Source organism: Paenibacillus sp. Y660 (genome assembly GCF_057221575.1).
The window spans coordinates 115,006-133,806 of sequence record NZ_JBXBBJ010000005.1 but is presented as its reverse complement, the minus strand read 5'-3'; the positions used below and the strand labels follow the sequence as shown (position 1 = coordinate 133,806).

Genomic DNA, 18,801 nt, shown 5'->3' with positions numbered 1-18,801 from the left:
ATATTGGAGAACAAATGAGCCACTGCCTCTCTGATGACTTAAAATCGTTAGTTCAATTGAACCACTTCCATTTGCTTTCCGTCAACCGATGGGTCAACTGTTGCTCAACTTTTGGACTTGTTTCATTCTCTGTTTTAACAGCTCCGTGCAATAATTATTTTCGTTTCTCCGGTCAAAAGCTTGCGCTAATGATTTGGCATCTTGCTCGATCATTTCATAAGTAATCTTGCTGCCCACGTTCAGCTTTCTGCGACGTTTTTGTTCATGCCATTTCATTAGAAAAGCTTGCGTTGAGCTCATATATAAGAAACGATCCCATCCTACTTTAGTTTCCACTGCATAAGCGATTGTTTGCTCGAACCACTTTGCCGCTTTATGGATATCCGTTGCCGTATAGTAAGCGAGAAAGTTGCCATATTCTTCTAAATAGCCTGGTCCCTTCAGCAATCGCGCACCTTTTTTCGCTATCTTCACAGCCTCTTCTGCTTGCCCGGTCTCAAGCAATGGGAGCAGAAGATGGCTGTACGTATTTTGCGGAATTGATTTGCAAGTCATTCGGCCATCCATTATGGGTCTCATCGCTTGCAACCCGCGTCGATATCTGCCAGCTGTGAAGTGATAATAACCAGAGCTGTTCTGTTCACAAGCGCTGCAATCTGACATGCCATCCCTTGCCGTTTTACGCCATAGGTCATAATTCAGTTGAGCTGCTTCCATATCGCCACGGGATAGCGCATATCGATGAAGGGTTTGAAAATAGGGACGCAAGCTGTGACCGTATTGTAGGCATTTTGCCTTGAAATCATCAATAATGGCTTGGATTTGGGCTGCACCAAATTGCGGAAAACGCCATATCTGATTAACAAACCATTTATAATGCCAAATGATTGAGAAGCTGTAATACGTGGAAGGCTCCTTCTCAAATTGCGTCAGGCACCATGCAAACGACACGAGAAATCTTTCTTGAAAGCCGGAATCAAGCGCAGCCGATGAATAGGACATGCGGGAATGATACGCATCCTCTTTGGACATATACAGATCAGCAATTCGAATGGCTTCCTCCAGCACCGCAAGCTTCTGCTTCCCTTCAGGCAAACTCCAAGCGTCACTTCGCAATTGATCATATCGCTGCTTCATGTCTTGCTCTCACCTGCCTGACTCAGTCCAATCTCAAGCACCTGTATGAACGACTGGTTCATAAGCTTCAGCCCCTCCGGACCTAGTGGATAATTGCCAAGGAGCAAGGCTTGCGTATACACGATCTCAATGCATAACTTCTGCATATCTTCATTTTGACTTATCATCGCCTTATAAATAAGCGGGTTGTTGAAGTTATAACAAAGTCTGGCCATTGGAAGCTCATACATTTCATGAATGACGACATCAATGATATCTGCAAACAAGTCATTCGCCGCTTCCTTCGTCTGCTCAGCCATGCGCAAAAAATTCACTTCATCATTCGTGTTGTACAGTGCCGCTAAGTCAGCAGGCTCGAAGCGTTTTACTACGCTTCTGCATTGATACGGGGCCAACAATCGGTCCGACAGCTCCAAAAACGAGCGAACGACTTCCAGCTCACCGGCAGAAACATCTTGAAAATAATTAGAGAAATTGATCGGGTCGAGCACAGTTGCCTCGATGTTCTCATCAAGCTCGGAAAGCTTGCGCACCAGTTCAAAATCATGCACATAGCCGCCATTAATAACCATCACCTCTTGCGCTTTAGCTACCCGCGCGACTTGCCTGAACTCATCAAGTGTTGAGGAGACGATGATCTGTCGGGTTTGCGCCAAAATATCTCTCATCTTCATCATGCCAAACGAGGTCTCGAAGGATAAGGATCCAATAAACAGTCGGTAAAGCTCCTCGTCCTCGACAGCCATCGCTTTAAGTGAGTTATAGTGGATCCGAACCATTTTTTCGAACACGTCCGAATTAGTCTCAGATAGCTCGATCAAATATCGCTTAATGCATTCACCTAGCTCATCCTTTACCGAATAAAATAGCTCATTTTCCATAAAAGCTTCACGGGACGCCGTTGGCCTTAACCCATTGGTATTGATTATGCAGGTAACAAAAAAAGCCCAATCCGGCAGCAAACTATTGATTTGGTCCGAGAGCAGCATTCGCTTCGCATATACTTTATTCTTCTTCTCCGCTTGCAGGCTAACGGCATAAGGCAGAATATAGGCAACGCCCTCAAGCTCGCCAATGACCGATTTTATCGGGATAGCATCCACAAAGTTCTGATTCATTTCATACTCGCCAAATTCAAGCGCTTCTTGTTTATTCATCAACCAAGGAGGGGTATCTTTATTAATCGTTATGTTGGCGTTCTGCTCGGATAATTCTATCGGAACAGGCAGAAACTCACCATAATGTGTCATCAACTCCGATAATCGATCCCATTCGTAGTAATCCTCATAACCTTCCTTACTCGTTAAAAACACAGTAGTTCCGATCGGCGCATCCTTCTCAAGCTTGCGAATGGAGTAGGTCCCGTCTGGCCGCCCTCTCCACTCCAGAGTATCCCCTTCAAGCGCAGAGCGGGTTATGACAACAATCTCTCCGCTGACAACGAAGCAGGAAAGCAATCCTACGCCAAACTGCCCGATATAATCATCCGCTGCATCCAGTTCCTCACGCTTCGAGGTGCTTCCGATTTGTGCTAAAAAACGATGGATTTCCGATTCAGTTAAACCAATTCCATTATCATGGACCGCAATCGTGCGAGAAGCATATAGCTCTATCGTAACGCGGGCATCAAAACGATGGCCGAGCCGATTGCGCGCCGTTATGGCGTCAACGCCATTTTGCATCAATTCCCTTACGAATACGCCGGGATTCGAATATAAATGTTTGGAAAGAAGTTCAATCATGCCTTGTAAATTAACTTGAAAATTCAAATTGCTCATCGTATCCCCCATAGAGGTTTTATTTTATTTGTTTAATTCCACCATTCAATTCGGCATTTCACTAGGTTATCCCTCTTTTACATCACAAATTGGCGATTTATCCAAGTGCTAGAAATGATATTAAAAACGCCCAGCACAAGGCTGAACGGTTAGATGGAACAATAATTCCTTAATTACACAATAAACACACATGCTTTCTCCTTCGCTTTCGGCAGATATTTCTTGTCCATTTCGATGAGCTGCTTCTCTAAGAAAAAAACAAAAAAAGCTATCCAGCCACAGGAGGCGGACAGCTTTTGAACTAGTTTACTCCGGATTAAGAAATAGAGTAGCATTGCAATACCGCCTAGATAAGGAATGGAAATAGGACGTTTGTATCGAAATGACGGCGACAAGCAAAATATTCCGAATCGCTTCCCGCTGGTTGTCCGTTAAATTAGGCAATCTGCTTGCAAATTGATTCGCTGATGAACGAATAACATGCTCCGTCAATGAATCCTGATGGGGATGTTCCTTCAAATGGCCGGAAATATCGAGCAAATGATCGTTATTTGCGTCCAGTTCCTCAAACATACTCGTATAGGATGCATATAATTCAATAGGTCCAACTAAATCATCGGACTCATCCTCCGGCTTCTTAAATACGATCTCAAACAGCTTGCGAATCGATTCAAAATCGAGATTTGACTTTAAATCATCGATGATAAACAATAACGCAGCTTGGTTTAGAGAATATTTTTTGCCCGCCTTCGGACAATCAAAATAAGGTTTAAAATCTCGCTTTACCCAGTTTTGCATGGAGGTAATCGACAGATTTGAATATTCGATCAGCTGGCCGAGAGCAGCAATTTCGTGAAGCGAAAAGCCTTTGAGCTCATTGCCTTTGATTAGCTTCTCTATAATCGGCGGCAGCAGCGTGGATAGAAATGCAGGCAGCCCTGTTCCCTTTTCCAAATCATATTGATGCGTCTTCGTCCATGCGGCTTGCAGCACCTGAAGAGGCTTTAAATTATACTTTCCATCTAAAGCAAGCAGCAGGCAAGCCATCTCTTTTCGAGTAAGCGTAAAGGATTCCATATCCCTTCCTCCTCGCGCTTTCGTCATACGTTCTGAATTTCAAGTTCATATGAACTCATCATATGCCGGAGAATGACACTTGTAAAGACTCGAAAATCAATGAGAATAAGCTTTTCCACGTCGTTAAATCGCTCTTAAAGCGTTTATAAGGCTGTTACCGTTGCATATGGCGTTTGTCATAACCTGTAATCATTCGTTATAGTAGATCATAAGAATAAAAAAAATATAAAAATAAAAGGGTAGTGAGAAACGAAAATGGGTATAGGATTCAATTTATTCATGATTGCTCTTCTTATTTTATTAACTGCTTTTTTCGTCGCAACGGAGTTCGCCATCATTAGACTTCGCTCCAGTCGGATCGATCAGTTAGTGCTTGAGGGCCGGAAGAACGCGCTTGCCGTTCAACGGGTTACGAGTAATCTGGATGCCTACTTGTCAGCCTGCCAATTAGGTATTACCATCACAGCACTTGGGCTTGGCTGGCTGGGAGAACCAACAGTTGAAAAAATGCTTTTACCCTTATTTGAACGTTTTGCTTTAAATGATGACCTCAGTCATATTCTATCCTTTTTAATTGCATTTATTTCGGTAACGTTCCTGCACGTCGTAGTCGGCGAGCTTGCGCCAAAAACATGGGCCATTCAAAAAGCCGAGTTTATTAGCTTTTTAACAGCTAAACCGATTATTTTATTCCACAAAATCTTATATCCTTTCATTTGGCTGCTTAACGGCTCGGCTAACGGACTGGTTCGCCTGTTCGGTTTGAAGCCTGCCACGGAGCATGAAGAAGCTCATTCGGAAGAAGAAATTCAAATCATTCTTAACGAAAGCTACCAAAGCGGAAAGATTAATAATACAGAGTATGGATATGTAAGCCGCATCTTTGCCTTTGATGAATTGCTGGCCAAAGAAATTATGGTGCCGCGCACCGATATGATTTGCTTGTACACAAACAAATCGTTAGCAGATAACATGGAAATTATTCGCAAGGAGCAATATACGCGTTTCCCGGTTGCGCTTGAGAGCAAGGACAACATCGTGGGTATGATCAATACGAAGCAGCTTTTCCTTGAATATGAAACCGACCGCGATTTAGATTTCAAGAAGCTCGTACACCCCGTCCTTAGCGTGTCCGAGGTTACGCCAGTTAAAATGCTGCTGAAACGGATGCAGCTGGAGCGCGTTCATATCGCCATACTTGTTGATGAATACGGCGGTACTTCGGGCCTGATTACGATCGAAGATATTTTGGAAGAAATCGTAGGTGAAATTCGAGATGAATTCGATGCCGACGAGCGTAAGGAAATCGAGCAGCTTGCAGATAATTGCTACCTGCTGGACGGTAAAGTATCTCTTAGCGAGCTTAGCGATCTAACCGGCATGAACTTCGAGGAAGAGGATGTTGATACGGTTGGCGGCTGGTTGTACAGCCAGGTTGCCGATCCGAAGCCGGGCAAGGAGCATTTCTTCGAAAATTATAAATTCATCATTCGCGAAACAAGCAAAAACCGTATTCGCAAGGTCGAAATGCTAATTCACCAAAACGAAGCGGCAGTCGAAGGCGAGACGGCTTAATCCAACAATCGACATAATAAAGAGGCTGTCCCAAGCCTTATCTTGGATTCTTTTGTTCCCCGTTGTCGTGCAGGTCATAAGAAAGCTAAGCCTCCAACTCGCCTTCAAGGTGTGGTTGGAGGCTTTTTCTCACGGCTGATTAGTCTACAACGATGATTTTCGGAGAGCATAACATGTTGCAGCGTCTCTTTCGCTTGCTCATCATTTAATCAACTAGGCAGCAATAGATCAAATCTTTATCCATTCCGTGTATTTGTTCCTAATAAGCTGAAAATATGGATCATCCTCTCGCTCATCCACTCATCCGTTCGGGCTACGGCCTGTTCGACGGTGCATGGTCCAGGCACAAGTGAGAAGCACGCGCGCAGACCAAGCTTAGCCGTGTATGCCGCATTTGCTTCCACCGCCCCGCACACCGCAATGACTGGGATCTGCTGTTCAGCTGCCGCCTCACATACAGCCTCAATCACTTTGCCTGATCCGGTCTGCCCATCTAATCTGCCCTCGCCCGTAATAATCCAATCGGCATCACGTATCTGTTCGTCAAATTTGATGGTATCCATGACAAGACGCGCGCCAGCTTGCATTGAAGCATCAAAAAAAGCCAACAAGGCCGCACCTGTTCCACCGGCCGCACCGCTGCCAGGCACGCTTGATACGTCAGCTCCCGTTTGTTTGCAAATCATATCAGCATAATGGAATAGTGCTTGGTCGAGCTGGTTTACCGCCTCTGGGTCAGCACCCTTCTGCGGTCCGTAAACGGCTGAAGCGCCATTTTCGCCGCATAGGGGGTTACGTACATCGCTTGCAATTATAAACTTGCTTTCCCGAGTACCGCTCTCCAATTTGGAATCATCCATATACGCAAGCTTCGATAAATGGACTCCGCCTTGCTGCAGCTCGGCGCCGCTCTCATCAACAAGTCTCATGCCAAGCGCTTGCAGCATACCGGCGCCGCCGTCATTGGTCGCACTGCCTCCAAGGCAAACGATAAATTGGCGATAGCCTGCTCGAAGAGCATGCCGAATCAGCTCGCCAGTGCCATAGGTCGAAGCAATAAGCGGGTTCTTCTCATCGCCTTGCAGCAATGCGAGACCCGACGCTTCCGCAAGCTCAATGACTGCTGTATGTCTATCTCCAGTAATGCCATATCTGGCTTGAATGATCCGGCCTAAAGGGTTATGGACAGGTATGGTTACGAAATTGCCTCCGGTAGCCTGCACGATAATTTCCATAGTGCCTTCGCCGCCGTCTGCCATCGGAAGCTTTACGATAACTGCTTCTGGATACACTTTTCGGATGCCTTCTTCCATCCGATTTGCGATTTGAACCGCGCTTCTTGAGCCTTTGAAGGAGTCGGGAGCAAGTACAACCTTCATCGCAATCATCCTCTTCAAAAAAAATTAAAAAAACAGTTGCAATTAGTACGAGTTATATGCAATAATACATCTTGTGTTTAACGAAATCGACGTGCCGTTGTAGCTCAACTGGTAGAGCAACTGACTTGTAATCAGTAGGTTGGGGGTTCAAGTCCTCTCGACGGCACCATCTTATTTTAGCGGGACGTAGCTCAGCTTGGTAGAGCACCTGGTTTGGGACCAGGGGGTCGCATGTTCAAATCGTGTCGTCCCGACCATCAAGCATATCCATAATGAAACGATATACATAGAATGAAGAAGCTTGAGCAATCAAGCTTCTTTTTTTATATTTCATTGCCTTGTTGAAGCAGCAAAGCTACTTCCTCAAAACCATTTTCTAGCGCATAATCCTCTGCCGTATATCCCATTTCATCAACCTTCAACGGATTTGCCCCGGCTTCCAGCAATAGCTTCGCAGCCTCTATATCACCGTTAGATGCAGCTGTCATTAATGGTGTATAGCCTTCACTATCCTGCAAATCAGGGTTTGCACCTTCTTCAAGCAGCAGCGCAACCATCTCAAGGCTGCTATTGTACAAGGCAACGGTCAGCGCTGTTTCTTCATAGCTCGTCTCCACCAAATCCAGATCTGCCCCCGCATCTATTAATGCTGCGCCTATCGCCGTTTCATTAAATTGAGAGGCCCACATGAGCGCTGTCCAGCCCTCTTCGTCTGCTGCATTTGGATTAACACCAGCATCAAGCAAAGATTGAACACGCTTCAGATCTGACTCTGAGGCTGCTCCAAGCAGCTCTTCTTCCGAAGGTGTATCATCAAGCGAGCTTATAAAGGTATCAATGGATTTTGAGAAAGTGACCCCGACTGCAATCGATCCTGCCAAAACAAGTACTGCGATTAGAGCGATTATTGCACCTAAACGTGTAGACTTAAAAACAATTTCAGTCGAAATGCCGGCAAACTGTTGAATCGCGTGTATTCGCTTTGGTAAGGGCGGATGCGTTGAAAGCTTCTCAGCCAGCCAAACAAAAAAACCTTTTTCATGACTGCTTTGCATCAAATATTGTTCACGATCGACTTTCTTGTAAAGCGTTTTGCCAATTGCAAGAATCGTGAGCCCATTCATCGCGGCTTCTGCATCATTGGTAAAATAGGCTGCCATGCGATCGCATGTATATTCACAAGCACGGGAATACGCTTCGCCAATAAACGGAAACCATAATGCAGGGATGATCAGCAGCTGCTTCGTTAAATGATTGCGTTTGATGTGAGCCAGCTCATGTGAAATGATAAACGCAAGCTCCTTCTCGACCCCAGTCTGAAGGATCTCGCATAAGTCAGAATAAAGGACAACCATATTCCGGCCAAAGAAGCGCGAGGCGAATGCATTTAATACGCCGCTTGATTCCATAATGTATATGTCCGGAACGGTTGCAAAGCCCATTCTAGCACATTGCTCCTGCGCGATTTCGAATACCTCTGGAAATTGCCTCGGCGTAATTCGTACGCCATTCGTGCGAATGGATGCCAGCATGATCGCCTGAGCGAAGAGCGGCAGAAGAATAAGAATAGGAATGATGGCAATAAAAATAATGGAAAGAAATAGTGCCAGATATACCATAATACTAAAAATAAGCGCGAATACATAATAGCGATTCTCTTTCTTATGTACGAGCGACTGAGCAAGCTCATAGGGCATCAATGAACAGCATCTCCTTCAACATTAACATTGTCCACATTATACACGTTTTTCCAATATTATTAAATTAAAAAAAACCACATACAAAAAACTCCTTGTCTTTGGTCAAGGAGCCTCATGTACAGTTTATTCAAACGATTGCTCATTAACTGAGGATACTATGTATCTGATTCATCCCATTTTTTGGAATAGGCCTTTTTTGTGATCCACAACGTCAGCCAAGTGAGCAACACGACGATAATGCCTGAAAAAATCCAAACGCCAACAGGAACTCCCATCTATATGTACCCCCCTTCAATTTCTCCCCTTCATTTATATCATAATTCAAAGTTATTTTCATGCAAACCGTTAACAAATTAGCGACTTTTGTGGGTCAATTCCTACTTGGCGCCATGGATGCAACTAAAGGGAAATCTTTTTTACAAATAATATTCGATTTTGCCTTGGACCATCATGGTCGACTGCAACCGAGGCGGAAAATCCCAACTGTGTATGGAAGTTAATCGAGCCTTCGTTTATTGGAGATGTGATACAGCGGACAGTATCACAGCCGCAACCACGGACTTTATTAAAGAATTGTTCATATAGTTCTCGTGCAATGCCTCTGTTTCTGTAGCTTGGATGAACACCTATGAAATGGATGTATGATTCATTGCTATGTGTTTGAGATATAAAACCTATTAAGAAAGCAACAATATTCCCGCCATCTTCAATTACAAAGCTAGTATTCTGAAAATGCTCAAAAAATAAGCGCGGCAGTAGCTGTGTCATCTGACGACCGCCCCACCAATCATTTATTACTGGAATCACTTCATAATAATCGGATTCCTGAATAGAACGAGTATTCACGCCATTAACCTTCCTTCTGCTTAAAGATAAAAACTTACATATATTGTATCATATTGGTGTGAAAAGAAATGCCTAAGCATAACAGAAAGAAGCAACTGGTCGAAGCTGCCTCTTTCTGTTGATGATGAATTTGAATTAACCTTTAAGATGAACGATAATGTCGATCGGATACCGCCCTGCATTGCGTCCGTATAGCGCCAATCCGCCATGCTCTGCAGAGAGTTGAAGCTTAAAGCAGCGACTTGCATTTAGCTTTGTTAAGAAATATTTTTGAATTTATAGTTGGAGGCGCCCATTCAATCTCCCTATAATACCAGGCAATCCCTTTATCATTGCTTCCAATGCCCGACAATGGACTTGACCATGAGAAAGGTACTGTAATTTGTGACTGAAAAGACTGCCCGTTCGACTTTTGCCATTCCGCTTGAAGTCCAGCATTTTCGTGATCAAACCAGAAAGACCAAGTTCCGTTTAAACTCAACCATTCTGCACGCTGCCAATCGGGACGCGGATGTTAAGTATTTTCGATGACTGCATTATTCGCTTTTAAAAACTTGATACCCGTTAACCCATCCCATTCGTTCAATTAATGAAGCGATTTGGGCTACATGGTGATGTCCATGCCATGCGAAAATCTGTATTGCGACATCTAGCGTCATTTTGCCATGTGTCGGACTTACAAAAGTGCGTTGAATTTGATCCGATGACAGCGATCGAAGTAGGATAACAAATCGTTGGTGAAGTGCTTCAATCAGCATCAATGACGTATCGATCGGTGTTACTTCATAGTCGTTTAGTTCAGCCCATAATTTTTCTTGATATGTACCTGCGTGCGGACCTTCCTCTGTTAAAGCTCTTTTGAAACGTATATAAGCGTTCATATCGTTATCGGCCAGATGATGCACGACCTGCTGGACGTTCCATCCGCCAGGCCGGTAGGGAGTAAGTAATTGCTCTTTATTTAAATGCTGTACAGTCAATCGAAGCATTGTTGGAAAGTGGGCAATGTCAGAAATCCAACGATTCCGCTGCTCTGAGGTTGGATGCTCCTCCCTAATAAATTTGCCTAGCGGGTAAGACCACAACTCCATCATGTCGCCTCTCTCCTATGATTTTTTTGCCTTTTAACTAATTTTAACTAAATTATAATAATTCACTTGGTTGCTGTATACCTAAAACATTCTCCTCCTCCGCTCCGACTTTTGATTGTAGGATGGTTCTTGTATAATAATCCAATAGAAATGGACGCTATAAGGAGCTGTATTATGTCCAACCGAAAATGGAATATGGGAATCGCCCTATTATTTATAGTATTTTCCAGCCTTCTGCTTAGCTTTTTGTTCTCGACGCTGCGAATACGGGAGCTGCTGCAGCCTATTCTCTCTGGCGAAGCCAGCGACAAAGTGCCTTACCATGTTGTACTCCTATCGCAAGAGCTCAACAATCCTTATTGGCGATCGATCGAACAAGGAGCAAGGGAAGCTTCGTCTAAATACGGCATGAAGCTTACGTATACAGGACCGCTCCGCATTAATCCGAATGAGCAAATCAAACTGCTGGAGAAAGCGATCGCAGCCAAAGCGGATGCATTGCTCGTGCAAGGGATAAACGATCCGCAATTCGTGGACCTCATTAATCAGGCTGTAAGCAAGCATATTCCCGTCATTACAATAGATACGGATGAACCGGGCAGCCAAAGGCTTTCCTATGTAGACACCAACAACCTCGAAGCCGGAAAAATAATGGGCAATCTCGTAGCCAAAGCTGCCGGACATAAGGGGCAGGTTGCCGTTCTGATCGGTAATGAGCAAGCGCCTAATCAGCAGCTGAGACTTGAAGGCTTCCGCTCGGTTATCGCCCAGTCACCAGAGCTGTCACTTGTTGATGTTCGTTCATCCAATATTTCTCGTCTTCAGGCTGCCGGAGAAGCCGAAGAGCTGCTGCTCCAATATCCACAGCTTGATGTTGCAGTCGGGCATAGCGGCTTGCAAATTTTTGCGTTTGACGCCTTGGAAGAAACTTTGGAGCGGATCGCCAGCGGAAAAATCAAAGCATCCATCGTTCAGCAGCCCTATAACATGGGCTATGATGCCATTTCGCTTCTAAATGATTATGTGCATGGCGAGCCGCTTCCCGAGCAGCATTTTACGAAGATTACGGTTCAGGAAGGGCAAGCCTCAAATGATATAATTGGAGAAACGAGCCCATGACCATTCGTACGAAGCTGCTGATTTTCATCCCATTGCTCGTTCTGCTCGTCAATCTTATCACCTTCTTTTTGTTTCAAAGCGGAAAAATAGTGGAGCAAGGCTATAATCAAATGATGGATCGCCTCCTCTTGTACAACGAGACTTCACAGATCGCCGAGAACGGCTTAGGAGCGCTTCACAGCTATTTACTAAATCCAAACGAGCATAATCATGAACTGTACACGAAACATTCAAATAAACTAGTGAGCTTCGCGCTCAGCTTCAAGCGGAGTCAACAACCTCCATCCACTCAACTTCTATAACGAGCTATATGAATTTGCTGGATACTTTTTTGGAGCAGCAGCAAGCTGCCTTCGCGGCAGTGTCGGCTGAAAGCGCAATAGCTATTTCATCATACAGCAGGCCCGCTTTCGCGACCGCATTCAGCTTGAGATGGAAATCGAGCCGTCTGCGCTGCAGCAGTCCATTCCTGCGTTAACGCTCCAGCCTATCGTAGAAAATGCTTTTATGCACGGCATTGAGCATATGGAGAACGGCGCGATCATTCGGGTTGAAATAGTGCGGGAATCGGATGACATGCGCATATCCATATCAGATAATGGCAGCGGGATGACCGAGGAGGTTCGCCAATCGTTGCTGCGGCTTGAATCTGAATCTAATCACAAGCATTCAACAGGACTCGGCACAAAAAATGTGTTTAAGCGGCTGCAATTGTTTTACGGCGTCAATGAGCTAATCGAGATACAAAGCGAGCTGGGCAACGGAACCACGGTTACGATTCGGATACCAACCGTAATGGAAAATGGAGGTGAAAAACATTTATGTACCGACTGTTGATCGCCGATGATGAGGCGCTTGAGCGTGAAGGCTTGGAATGGATTATTGAGCGAATGCTGCCAAATACGTTTCAGATCCTCCATGCCGAAAACGGACGTATCGCGATAGAGCGGGCAGAGGAGCATCGGCCGCATATCGTATTGATGGATATCAATATGCCAGGCATTCAAGGGCTAGAGGCTATACGCGAAATCAAAAATAAATTGCCGGATGCGAAATTTGTCATGGTGACGGCTTATGATTATTTTGCTTATGCCAAAGAGGCGCTTTCTCTTGGTGTGAAGGAGTACCTGATCAAGCCAGCCAAGCGGGAGCAGGTCGTCCAAACGCTTCAGCAGATCATTCAGGAGCTGGAACTAGAAAAAAAGAAGCGTTCAGACGAGCTGGAGCTCAGGCAAAAGCTGTCTCAATTGCTACCCTTAGCAGAAAATGAGCTGGCGATGATGTTTATGCTCGATCAAATTACATACACCGATATTGAGCAATTGTCCGAATGGCTTAGCTTCCCCCTAACGCAAGGCTGTGCTGTCGTAATCGCCTTTCCCGAGAAAATAATAATAGACAATAAGCATAAAATTTACGATACGATCAGGGGATTTGCCAAAACCAATGCGGCGACCAGCATGGTCAGCTCTTTAATCGAACGCCATATGGCGATCTTCATAAACAAAGCCAGCTCGCTGACGGCCGCGGAATGGAAGGAGACGACTACGGCATTCGGAGAAGAGTTATGCGCGATAGCAGCAAGGCAGCTTGAGGTTGATATCTCGATCGGTATCGGACAAGCTCATGCTGGCGCGGAAGGGCTGCGCAAATCTTATTTTGAAGCGGTATTTGCCTCCAATTACTTTGAGCAATTCGGCAACGTATGCCACTTCGACGAATTAAAGCATGGATTCGGGCAATCCTCATCCGATCACGCGAGCCTGCCAGCTAGTGCGGAAACCCTTCCGGACGCATACGTTCTCTCAGCAATGCAGCGTATTCGCGAACAGCGCGAGCAGCAAACCCAAACGGTGCTAGACCGTGCCAAAGCCTACATTCAAGGGAGATTCTCAGAAGACCTGTCGCTTGAAGAAGCGGCGGACTTTGTACATCTGAATCCCCACTATTTCAGCAAAATTTTCAAACAACAGGTTGGCACAACGTTTATCGACTATGTCACAGCCCTTCGCATCGATAAAGCGAAAGCGCTAATGGCATCGGGAGAGCTGAGCCTAAAGGAGGTTTGCTTCGAGGTTGGCTACAATGATCCCAATTACTTCAGCCGTGTTTTCAAAAAAGTGACCGGCGTGACACCCTCCGATTATCGCGGTCAAACAAAATAAGCACGCCTGCAAGCTCCATGTCGCTTCGACATGGACTTTTTTGTGTTTGGCAGGACAATAAAATGCTAGTTTCCCTAAATAGGGGCACCTTACATCAATAGTCCAAAATTAATACAGCAACAACACTGATTTGTGAAGGTGTTTGCACGCGGAGACTCGCATTTTGCATGATATAATGAAATTCGTTTTTAATGCAGGATGAGTTTGTCAGAGAGGAGAAATCGATTGTGGGAATGGCGAAGACTAACAATAAAGAACAAGTGAGCATGAAATTTGTAACTCTTGTTTCTATCGTATCCGCTCTTGGCGGATTATTATTTGGCTTTGATACGGCTGTCGTATCAGTGCAGTTGGATTTATGGAGGATCGGTTCGACTTATCCAAGCTTCAGGTTGGATGGGCCGTTTGATCTATGGCAGCATGGCGCTGCTCGCCTTCTTGTTCACCTGTGCCGGAGACCAAAGGAAAATCGCTTGAGGAAATTGAATCTTTGTGGGCGAAGTAGTATAGCTGTATAATAGGTATAGGAAATATATCTATGTTTAGGAGATACTCGAATGGACTTTCGGTTGGATTTAATTGAAAACAAGATTGAATTTTTTGAAGCCTATGATTTGAGAACGCTGGAGCTAAAGATCGATCAGCAAATTGAAAATAATAAAGGGTTGCTGCTAGAGGTGTTCCACGTCAGCCATCATGCCGTATTTAATCCTAAAATCGAAAAAATGCTTTATAGCGCGGTCGTTCATTTCAAAGCGAAAAAATAACCGTTTAACGAAAAAAATCCTCCCCGCATGCCAATGTCGGGAGGATTTTTATTATATAAAGCTTCTAGATAAAACTCTTTAACGAAGGCGGCCTGCGAACTCTGCTATGCTGTTCATAGGCATAAGCAAGCTTGATGAGCATCGGCTCCTCGTACGCTCTCGCGGCAAAAGTGACGCCAAACGGCACTCCCTTGGCGGTATAGCCCGCTGGAACAACGATGGCGGGATAGCCGGCTCGCGACGTAATTCTAGCTCCAAAATCAGCTGGAAACAGCAGTGCATCCAACTGATGCTCTTTCATCGCAGCATCCAGCCCTTCGTCCTTGCACAATTTGAGATCGGCAGCACGGTCGCGAAGGTATGGGACATCGGTCTGCGTGCCCGATGTCGTTGTTTCGGCAGAAAGCAACGTCGACTGTCCGTACTTGAGCGTCTCGATTGGATGCTCATTATTAAAGGCGATAATGTCCTTCAGCGTGCGAATTTGGGAGCCGGAGGGCAGCTTGGACAAGTAAGCATTCAGCGAAGTTTTGAACTCGTTGAGCACAACTGAAGAATACTTGATTTGACGAGCGGTTCGTATATCTGCAGGGTCTACAATAATCGCGCCGCATTTTCTCATCAGCTCCACTGCTCCGTTAAAGATAGCGAGCTGCTCGTCCGTCAATTCTTCAAAGAAATAGTCTCTCGGAATACCGATCCGAGCGCCCTCGAGACCAAGCGGATCAAGAAATACGCTATAATCGTTTTGCTTGCGCCAATAGCCCGCCCCCATTGCAGCGTCGCTCGCATCATGCGCCACAATAGCGTTTAGAACATGTACAGCATCGGTTACGGTTCTTGCCATTGGACCAGCCGTATCCTGACTGTTCGAAAGCGGCAAAATGCCTGAACGGCTCACCAGCCCTACCGTCGGCTTAATGCCTATTGTCGAGCTTAAATTGCCCGGATTCAATATGGAGCCAGAGGTTTCCGTGCCGATTGAAGCCATGCAAAAATTGCAAGCAACCGCGACGCCAGAGCCCGCACTCGACCCGCCGGTCGGCGTTGAAATATTGTACGGATTTAGTACTTGTCCGCCGCGCGAGCTATATCCGGATGGCATTCCGTCCGTCATAAAGTTGGCAAACTCCGTCATATTCGCTTTTCCGAGTATAATAGCCCCTGCCTCGCGAAGCTGCTTCACAATAAAAGCATCCTCCCCCGCGTAGCTGTTTGCAAGCGCAAGCGAGCCTGCGCTCGTATGCATCAAATCACCTGTATTAATATTGTCCTTGAGCAGGATCGGAATGCCATGAAGCGGCCCCCTTGGACCTTGCGCTGCTCGTTCACCATCTAAGGCTGTGGCAATAAATAAAGCGTCGGGATTAAGCTCAAGCACCGAATTAATCGTTAGGCCTTCTTTATCATGGGATGCGATTCGATCAAAATAAAACAGGACCAGCTCACGAGACGTAAGCTTTCCTGCTTCCAAAGCTGCTTGAATGGACGAAATGGTTGCTTCTACGATTTCCATGCCCATATGACCCCTTATACGACCCGAATAAATGCGTGAACATGCCTAGTATAAACTATTTTTTGGCAAAGAAACATTTAAACCGCTGCTGTTGTTTATTTTTAACGGTATAAATAACTTTTCAGCTTCTCATTGCGTCTAACTAGTTATACCTTATTATCAGATGAGAAGGAGAGCCATCAGGATGAGACTACGAAAGAAATGGACAGGACTAACGTTTCTGCTTCTCTGTATGTGCTTCACACAGATCCATCCGGCATTTGCCGAACAGGATATTGTGAGCAAAGGCTCTGTGCTAACCGGCATTATCGACATCGATTCGTCGTTAGAGTCGCATTTGGCGCTTCAAAAGGACGGTACAATCTGGACATGGGAAGGAAATGAGCAAGCAAAGCGAGGTCCTAAAATAGCGGGAGCGATTGCAGCCGAAGTTGGCAACATTGCACTGAAGGCGGACGGAACCGTATGGACCTGGGGCTCAAATGAATGGGGACAGCTCGGAAATGGCATGATCGATAAGCCAAAAGCTAACGAAAACCATGAGCCTGCACAGGTCAAAGGGTTAAAAAATGTAGTTGCCATCGCGAGCGGCCGTTCCTTTCATGTTGCTCTTACGAAAGATCACAAGGCATGGATCTGGGGAAATTCATGCATCGCATCGATGACTCGATCGGATTTTACTTTTAACGAAAACTATTGCAGCGCCTATGAAGAGCGGCCCCAAGAAGAGAAAGCCTATGTCCCCGGCTTGATTAAGCGTGAGGACATTAAAGCTATCGCGGCTTCTCAAAACAATATATCTATCGTCAAAGAAGACGGGAGCGTCAATCGCTGGGGTTATTGGAACAATGTGCGTATGGGCGAGGATACATTGCCTTGGGCAACGAAGAATATAATCGCCGTCTCGGAAATGTTCAATGACTACATGGGAAACCTTCTATTGCTTCGGAATGACGGAACGGTAGGCTACTATGAGCCTCCGGCTGTCAAGCCTAAAGGCGGCTTCACAAAAATATCTGCTGCCCCGTACAGTGCAAATTACAACTTGGCCTTGCATAAGGATGGATCGATCTGGAATAGCGAGGAAAACGGCTCATTGATTCAAATAAAGGGCTTGAGCAATATAATAGATATTGAAGCAAGAGCAGCGAACAGCGGGCTAGCCTTGGATGGCAAAGGAATGGTATGGTCTTGGGGCGAGGCTAAATATGGGTCCCTTAATCAAGGAACAGCATCTCCAAAAACATTATCTGCAGTCAAGCCGGCTGCTGTGTTCAAGAGCTTCTCCATTCAACTAAATGATGCCTACATTCCGCTAAGCGCTGCTCCGATTATTATGAACGGGACAACCTTCGTTCCGCTGCGCGACGTATTCGAGGCTATGAGCGCTAAGGTGAGTTACAACTCAGGCAAAATAACGATCAGTAAAGGAAAAACGAGCATACAGCTAGAGGTGTATAAATATCAGACAACCATTAACGGAATACCGAAGCAGATCGCTGAAGCGCCTCGATATTACCAGAGCAGGACAATCGTCCCTCTCCGCTTCGTAACGGAAGCGCTAGGCGCCAGCGTCAAGTGGAACACAGATAACGATACGATAATAATCAAGAGTTAACATTATTTCGGAAAAGCTATTCGCAACTAAAAAGGAGAAGGCTCCTACTCGCCTTCTCCTTTTTTTTGCAGCAGCTATTATCAATAGATAGGATGTATTACTCTTTGATTTCTTCAAAGGAAGCATCGTAAAGCCGGAACATCGTTTTATAACCGGACTCATCAATTTTAATGCCGACATCCAGTCTGCCGGAAATTTTCAGAGGACCAGTATGATGCCTTAGCTTCGTGCCCTCAGGTACAAAAACGATCATAATTTTATTCCAATACGTTTCATCGCCATTATCAAATGGGCATTCTGCGCCTGGCTTTGGGATCAATAGAAACCAGTTTTTTTCAAACGATAATACCTCGCCCATATATCCGTTGATCTCCACATTGCTGCCGCTAAGATCCCAGAATTGATCAGACGGGGTTGTCTGGTCCTCATTGTCGAAAAACTTGGACCACGAAATCTCGCTTGTATCTGCATTCTTCACATCATGAGAAGCCTTTTTATCATCTTTTGATGATTCATTAGCTGCTGCATCAGTCGCTTCCTTGGCTGCTTCTTTGGTTGCTTCTTTGGTTGCTTCCTTGGCTGCTTCTTTGGTTGCTTCTTTGGTCGTTTCCTTAGATGCTTCCTTAGACGCGTCCTTGGAATCTTCAATTGGAGCTTTTACGGGCGTCTTGTCAGTCAATCCCTGCTTTTTTTGTTGTTGGATTGGCTCCTTCGTTTCAGTCGGCTGTTTTTTCTCAGCGTTGACAGCTGCCTTTTTCGTTTCTTCAAGAGGCAATGTAGCTGCTTGTGATTTTTCTGAGACTACCGTATCCGATTGAGGATTTGTTGCTTCAATAGACACAACCGATTGTTCGTTCTCACTTTCATTTGTACTTGCTGCATCAGAGAAATTGCCTGGTTCACCCGATTCAAGCTGCGAGGCTGCAGCGCTGTTCACAGCGAATGATCCTGCTTCTTCTTGCTGCTTAGGAGCATTGCCGCAGCCAGATAGCAGCGCGAGCGTTAATAATGTAACAGCGAGACGCTTATTCAT

Annotated in this window: 16 protein-coding genes, 2 tRNA genes and 1 pseudogene; 10 read left to right on the top strand and 9 right to left on the bottom strand. The window is 45.4% G+C overall.

Annotated features, from left to right (window positions below; translation table 11 throughout):
* Positions 1–93: 93 nt before the first annotated feature.
* The 3 genes from AC2TDN_RS08710 to AC2TDN_RS08700 form a co-directional block, all read right to left on the bottom strand.
* A complete protein-coding gene (locus AC2TDN_RS08710) occupies positions 94–1,137 on the bottom strand; it encodes a hypothetical protein (protein ID WP_484687672.1) in 1,044 nt (347 codons plus the stop codon).
* Complete coding sequence (locus AC2TDN_RS08705) at positions 1,134–2,915, bottom strand: HSP90 family protein (RefSeq protein WP_484687671.1); 1,782 nt, start codon at positions 2,913–2,915, stop codon at positions 1,134–1,136. The genes AC2TDN_RS08710 and AC2TDN_RS08705 overlap by 4 nt, the downstream gene beginning before the upstream one ends.
* Positions 2,916–3,221: 306 nt before the next feature.
* Positions 3,222–3,992: a DUF1836 domain-containing protein gene (locus tag AC2TDN_RS08700; protein ID WP_484687670.1), complete on the bottom strand. Its 771-nt coding sequence runs from the start codon at positions 3,990–3,992 to the stop codon at positions 3,222–3,224.
* Positions 3,993–4,247: 255 nt separating this feature from the next.
* Between AC2TDN_RS08700 and AC2TDN_RS08695 the strand changes: the two genes are divergently transcribed.
* Positions 4,248–5,567: a hemolysin family protein gene (locus tag AC2TDN_RS08695; protein WP_484687669.1), complete on the top strand. Its 1,320-nt coding sequence runs from the start codon at positions 4,248–4,250 to the stop codon at positions 5,565–5,567.
* Between the two features lie 236 nt (positions 5,568–5,803).
* Here AC2TDN_RS08695 and AC2TDN_RS08690 read toward each other — a convergent pair whose 3' ends face one another.
* Complete coding sequence (locus AC2TDN_RS08690) at positions 5,804–6,946, bottom strand: glycerate kinase (RefSeq protein WP_484687668.1); 1,143 nt, start codon at positions 6,944–6,946, stop codon at positions 5,804–5,806.
* A gap of 93 nt (positions 6,947–7,039) precedes the next feature.
* Here AC2TDN_RS08690 and AC2TDN_RS08685 point away from each other — a divergent pair.
* Positions 7,040–7,115, top strand: a tRNA-Thr gene (locus tag AC2TDN_RS08685).
* Positions 7,116–7,126: 11 nt separating this feature from the next.
* Positions 7,127–7,203: transfer RNA gene (locus AC2TDN_RS08680), tRNA-Pro, on the top strand.
* A 66-nt stretch (positions 7,204–7,269) separates the two neighbouring features.
* Here the strand turns inward: AC2TDN_RS08680 and AC2TDN_RS08675 are convergent.
* From AC2TDN_RS08675 to AC2TDN_RS08665, 3 genes are all read right to left on the bottom strand, one after another.
* Positions 7,270–8,643, bottom strand: coding sequence for a M48 family metallopeptidase (locus AC2TDN_RS08675; RefSeq protein WP_484687742.1), 1,374 nt, complete (start codon positions 8,641–8,643; stop codon positions 7,270–7,272).
* Positions 8,644–9,045: 402 nt separating this feature from the next.
* Positions 9,046–9,492, bottom strand: coding sequence for a GNAT family N-acetyltransferase (locus tag AC2TDN_RS08670; protein WP_484687667.1), 447 nt, complete (start codon positions 9,490–9,492; stop codon positions 9,046–9,048).
* Between the two features lie 536 nt (positions 9,493–10,028).
* Entirely contained in the window at positions 10,029–10,583 is a 555-nt protein-coding gene (locus tag AC2TDN_RS08665) for a YfiT family bacillithiol transferase (protein ID WP_484687741.1), read from the bottom strand.
* 174 nt (positions 10,584–10,757) lie between these two features.
* Here AC2TDN_RS08665 and AC2TDN_RS08660 point away from each other — a divergent pair, with 174 nt between their 5' ends.
* The 6 genes and pseudogenes from AC2TDN_RS08660 to AC2TDN_RS08635 all read left to right on the top strand — a co-directional run bounded on the left by AC2TDN_RS08660 (position 10,758) and on the right by AC2TDN_RS08635 (position 14,634).
* Positions 10,758–11,702, top strand: coding sequence for a substrate-binding domain-containing protein (locus AC2TDN_RS08660; protein WP_484687666.1), 945 nt, complete (start codon positions 10,758–10,760; stop codon positions 11,700–11,702).
* Positions 11,699–12,004 (top strand): hypothetical protein, encoded by a 306-nt coding sequence (locus AC2TDN_RS08655; protein WP_484687665.1) that lies wholly within the window; start codon positions 11,699–11,701, stop codon positions 12,002–12,004. Before AC2TDN_RS08660 ends, AC2TDN_RS08655 begins: the two co-directional genes overlap by 4 nt.
* 130 nt (positions 12,005–12,134) lie before the next feature.
* Entirely contained in the window at positions 12,135–12,539 is a 405-nt protein-coding gene (locus AC2TDN_RS08650; RefSeq protein ID WP_484687664.1) for a sensor histidine kinase, read from the top strand.
* Positions 12,524–13,867, top strand: a complete 1,344-nt coding sequence (locus AC2TDN_RS08645) for a response regulator transcription factor (protein WP_484687663.1) — start codon at positions 12,524–12,526, stop codon at positions 13,865–13,867. The genes AC2TDN_RS08650 and AC2TDN_RS08645 overlap by 16 nt, the downstream gene beginning before the upstream one ends.
* 233 nt (positions 13,868–14,100) lie before the next feature.
* Positions 14,101–14,273, top strand: a pseudogene (locus tag AC2TDN_RS08640) (arabinose-proton symporter); the annotation flags it as partial.
* A 151-nt stretch (positions 14,274–14,424) separates the two neighbouring features.
* Entirely contained in the window at positions 14,425–14,634 is a 210-nt protein-coding gene (locus AC2TDN_RS08635; protein WP_053375447.1) for a YrzA family protein, read from the top strand.
* A gap of 64 nt (positions 14,635–14,698) precedes the next feature.
* On the opposite strand, the gene AC2TDN_RS08630 is transcribed toward AC2TDN_RS08635, so the two are convergent.
* Positions 14,699–16,156, bottom strand: coding sequence for an amidase family protein (locus AC2TDN_RS08630; RefSeq protein ID WP_484687662.1), 1,458 nt, complete (start codon positions 16,154–16,156; stop codon positions 14,699–14,701).
* A gap of 178 nt (positions 16,157–16,334) precedes the next feature.
* Here AC2TDN_RS08630 and AC2TDN_RS08625 point away from each other — a divergent pair, with 178 nt between their 5' ends.
* On the top strand, positions 16,335–17,768 hold the full coding sequence (locus tag AC2TDN_RS08625; RefSeq protein ID WP_484687661.1) for a stalk domain-containing protein: 1,434 nt from the start codon (positions 16,335–16,337) through the stop codon (positions 17,766–17,768).
* 97 nt (positions 17,769–17,865) lie between these two features.
* Here AC2TDN_RS08625 and AC2TDN_RS08620 read toward each other — a convergent pair whose 3' ends face one another.
* The gene (locus AC2TDN_RS08620) at positions 17,866–18,801 is read right to left on the bottom strand and encodes a hypothetical protein (RefSeq protein WP_484687660.1); all 936 of its coding nucleotides are present in this window, start codon (positions 18,799–18,801) and stop codon (positions 17,866–17,868) included.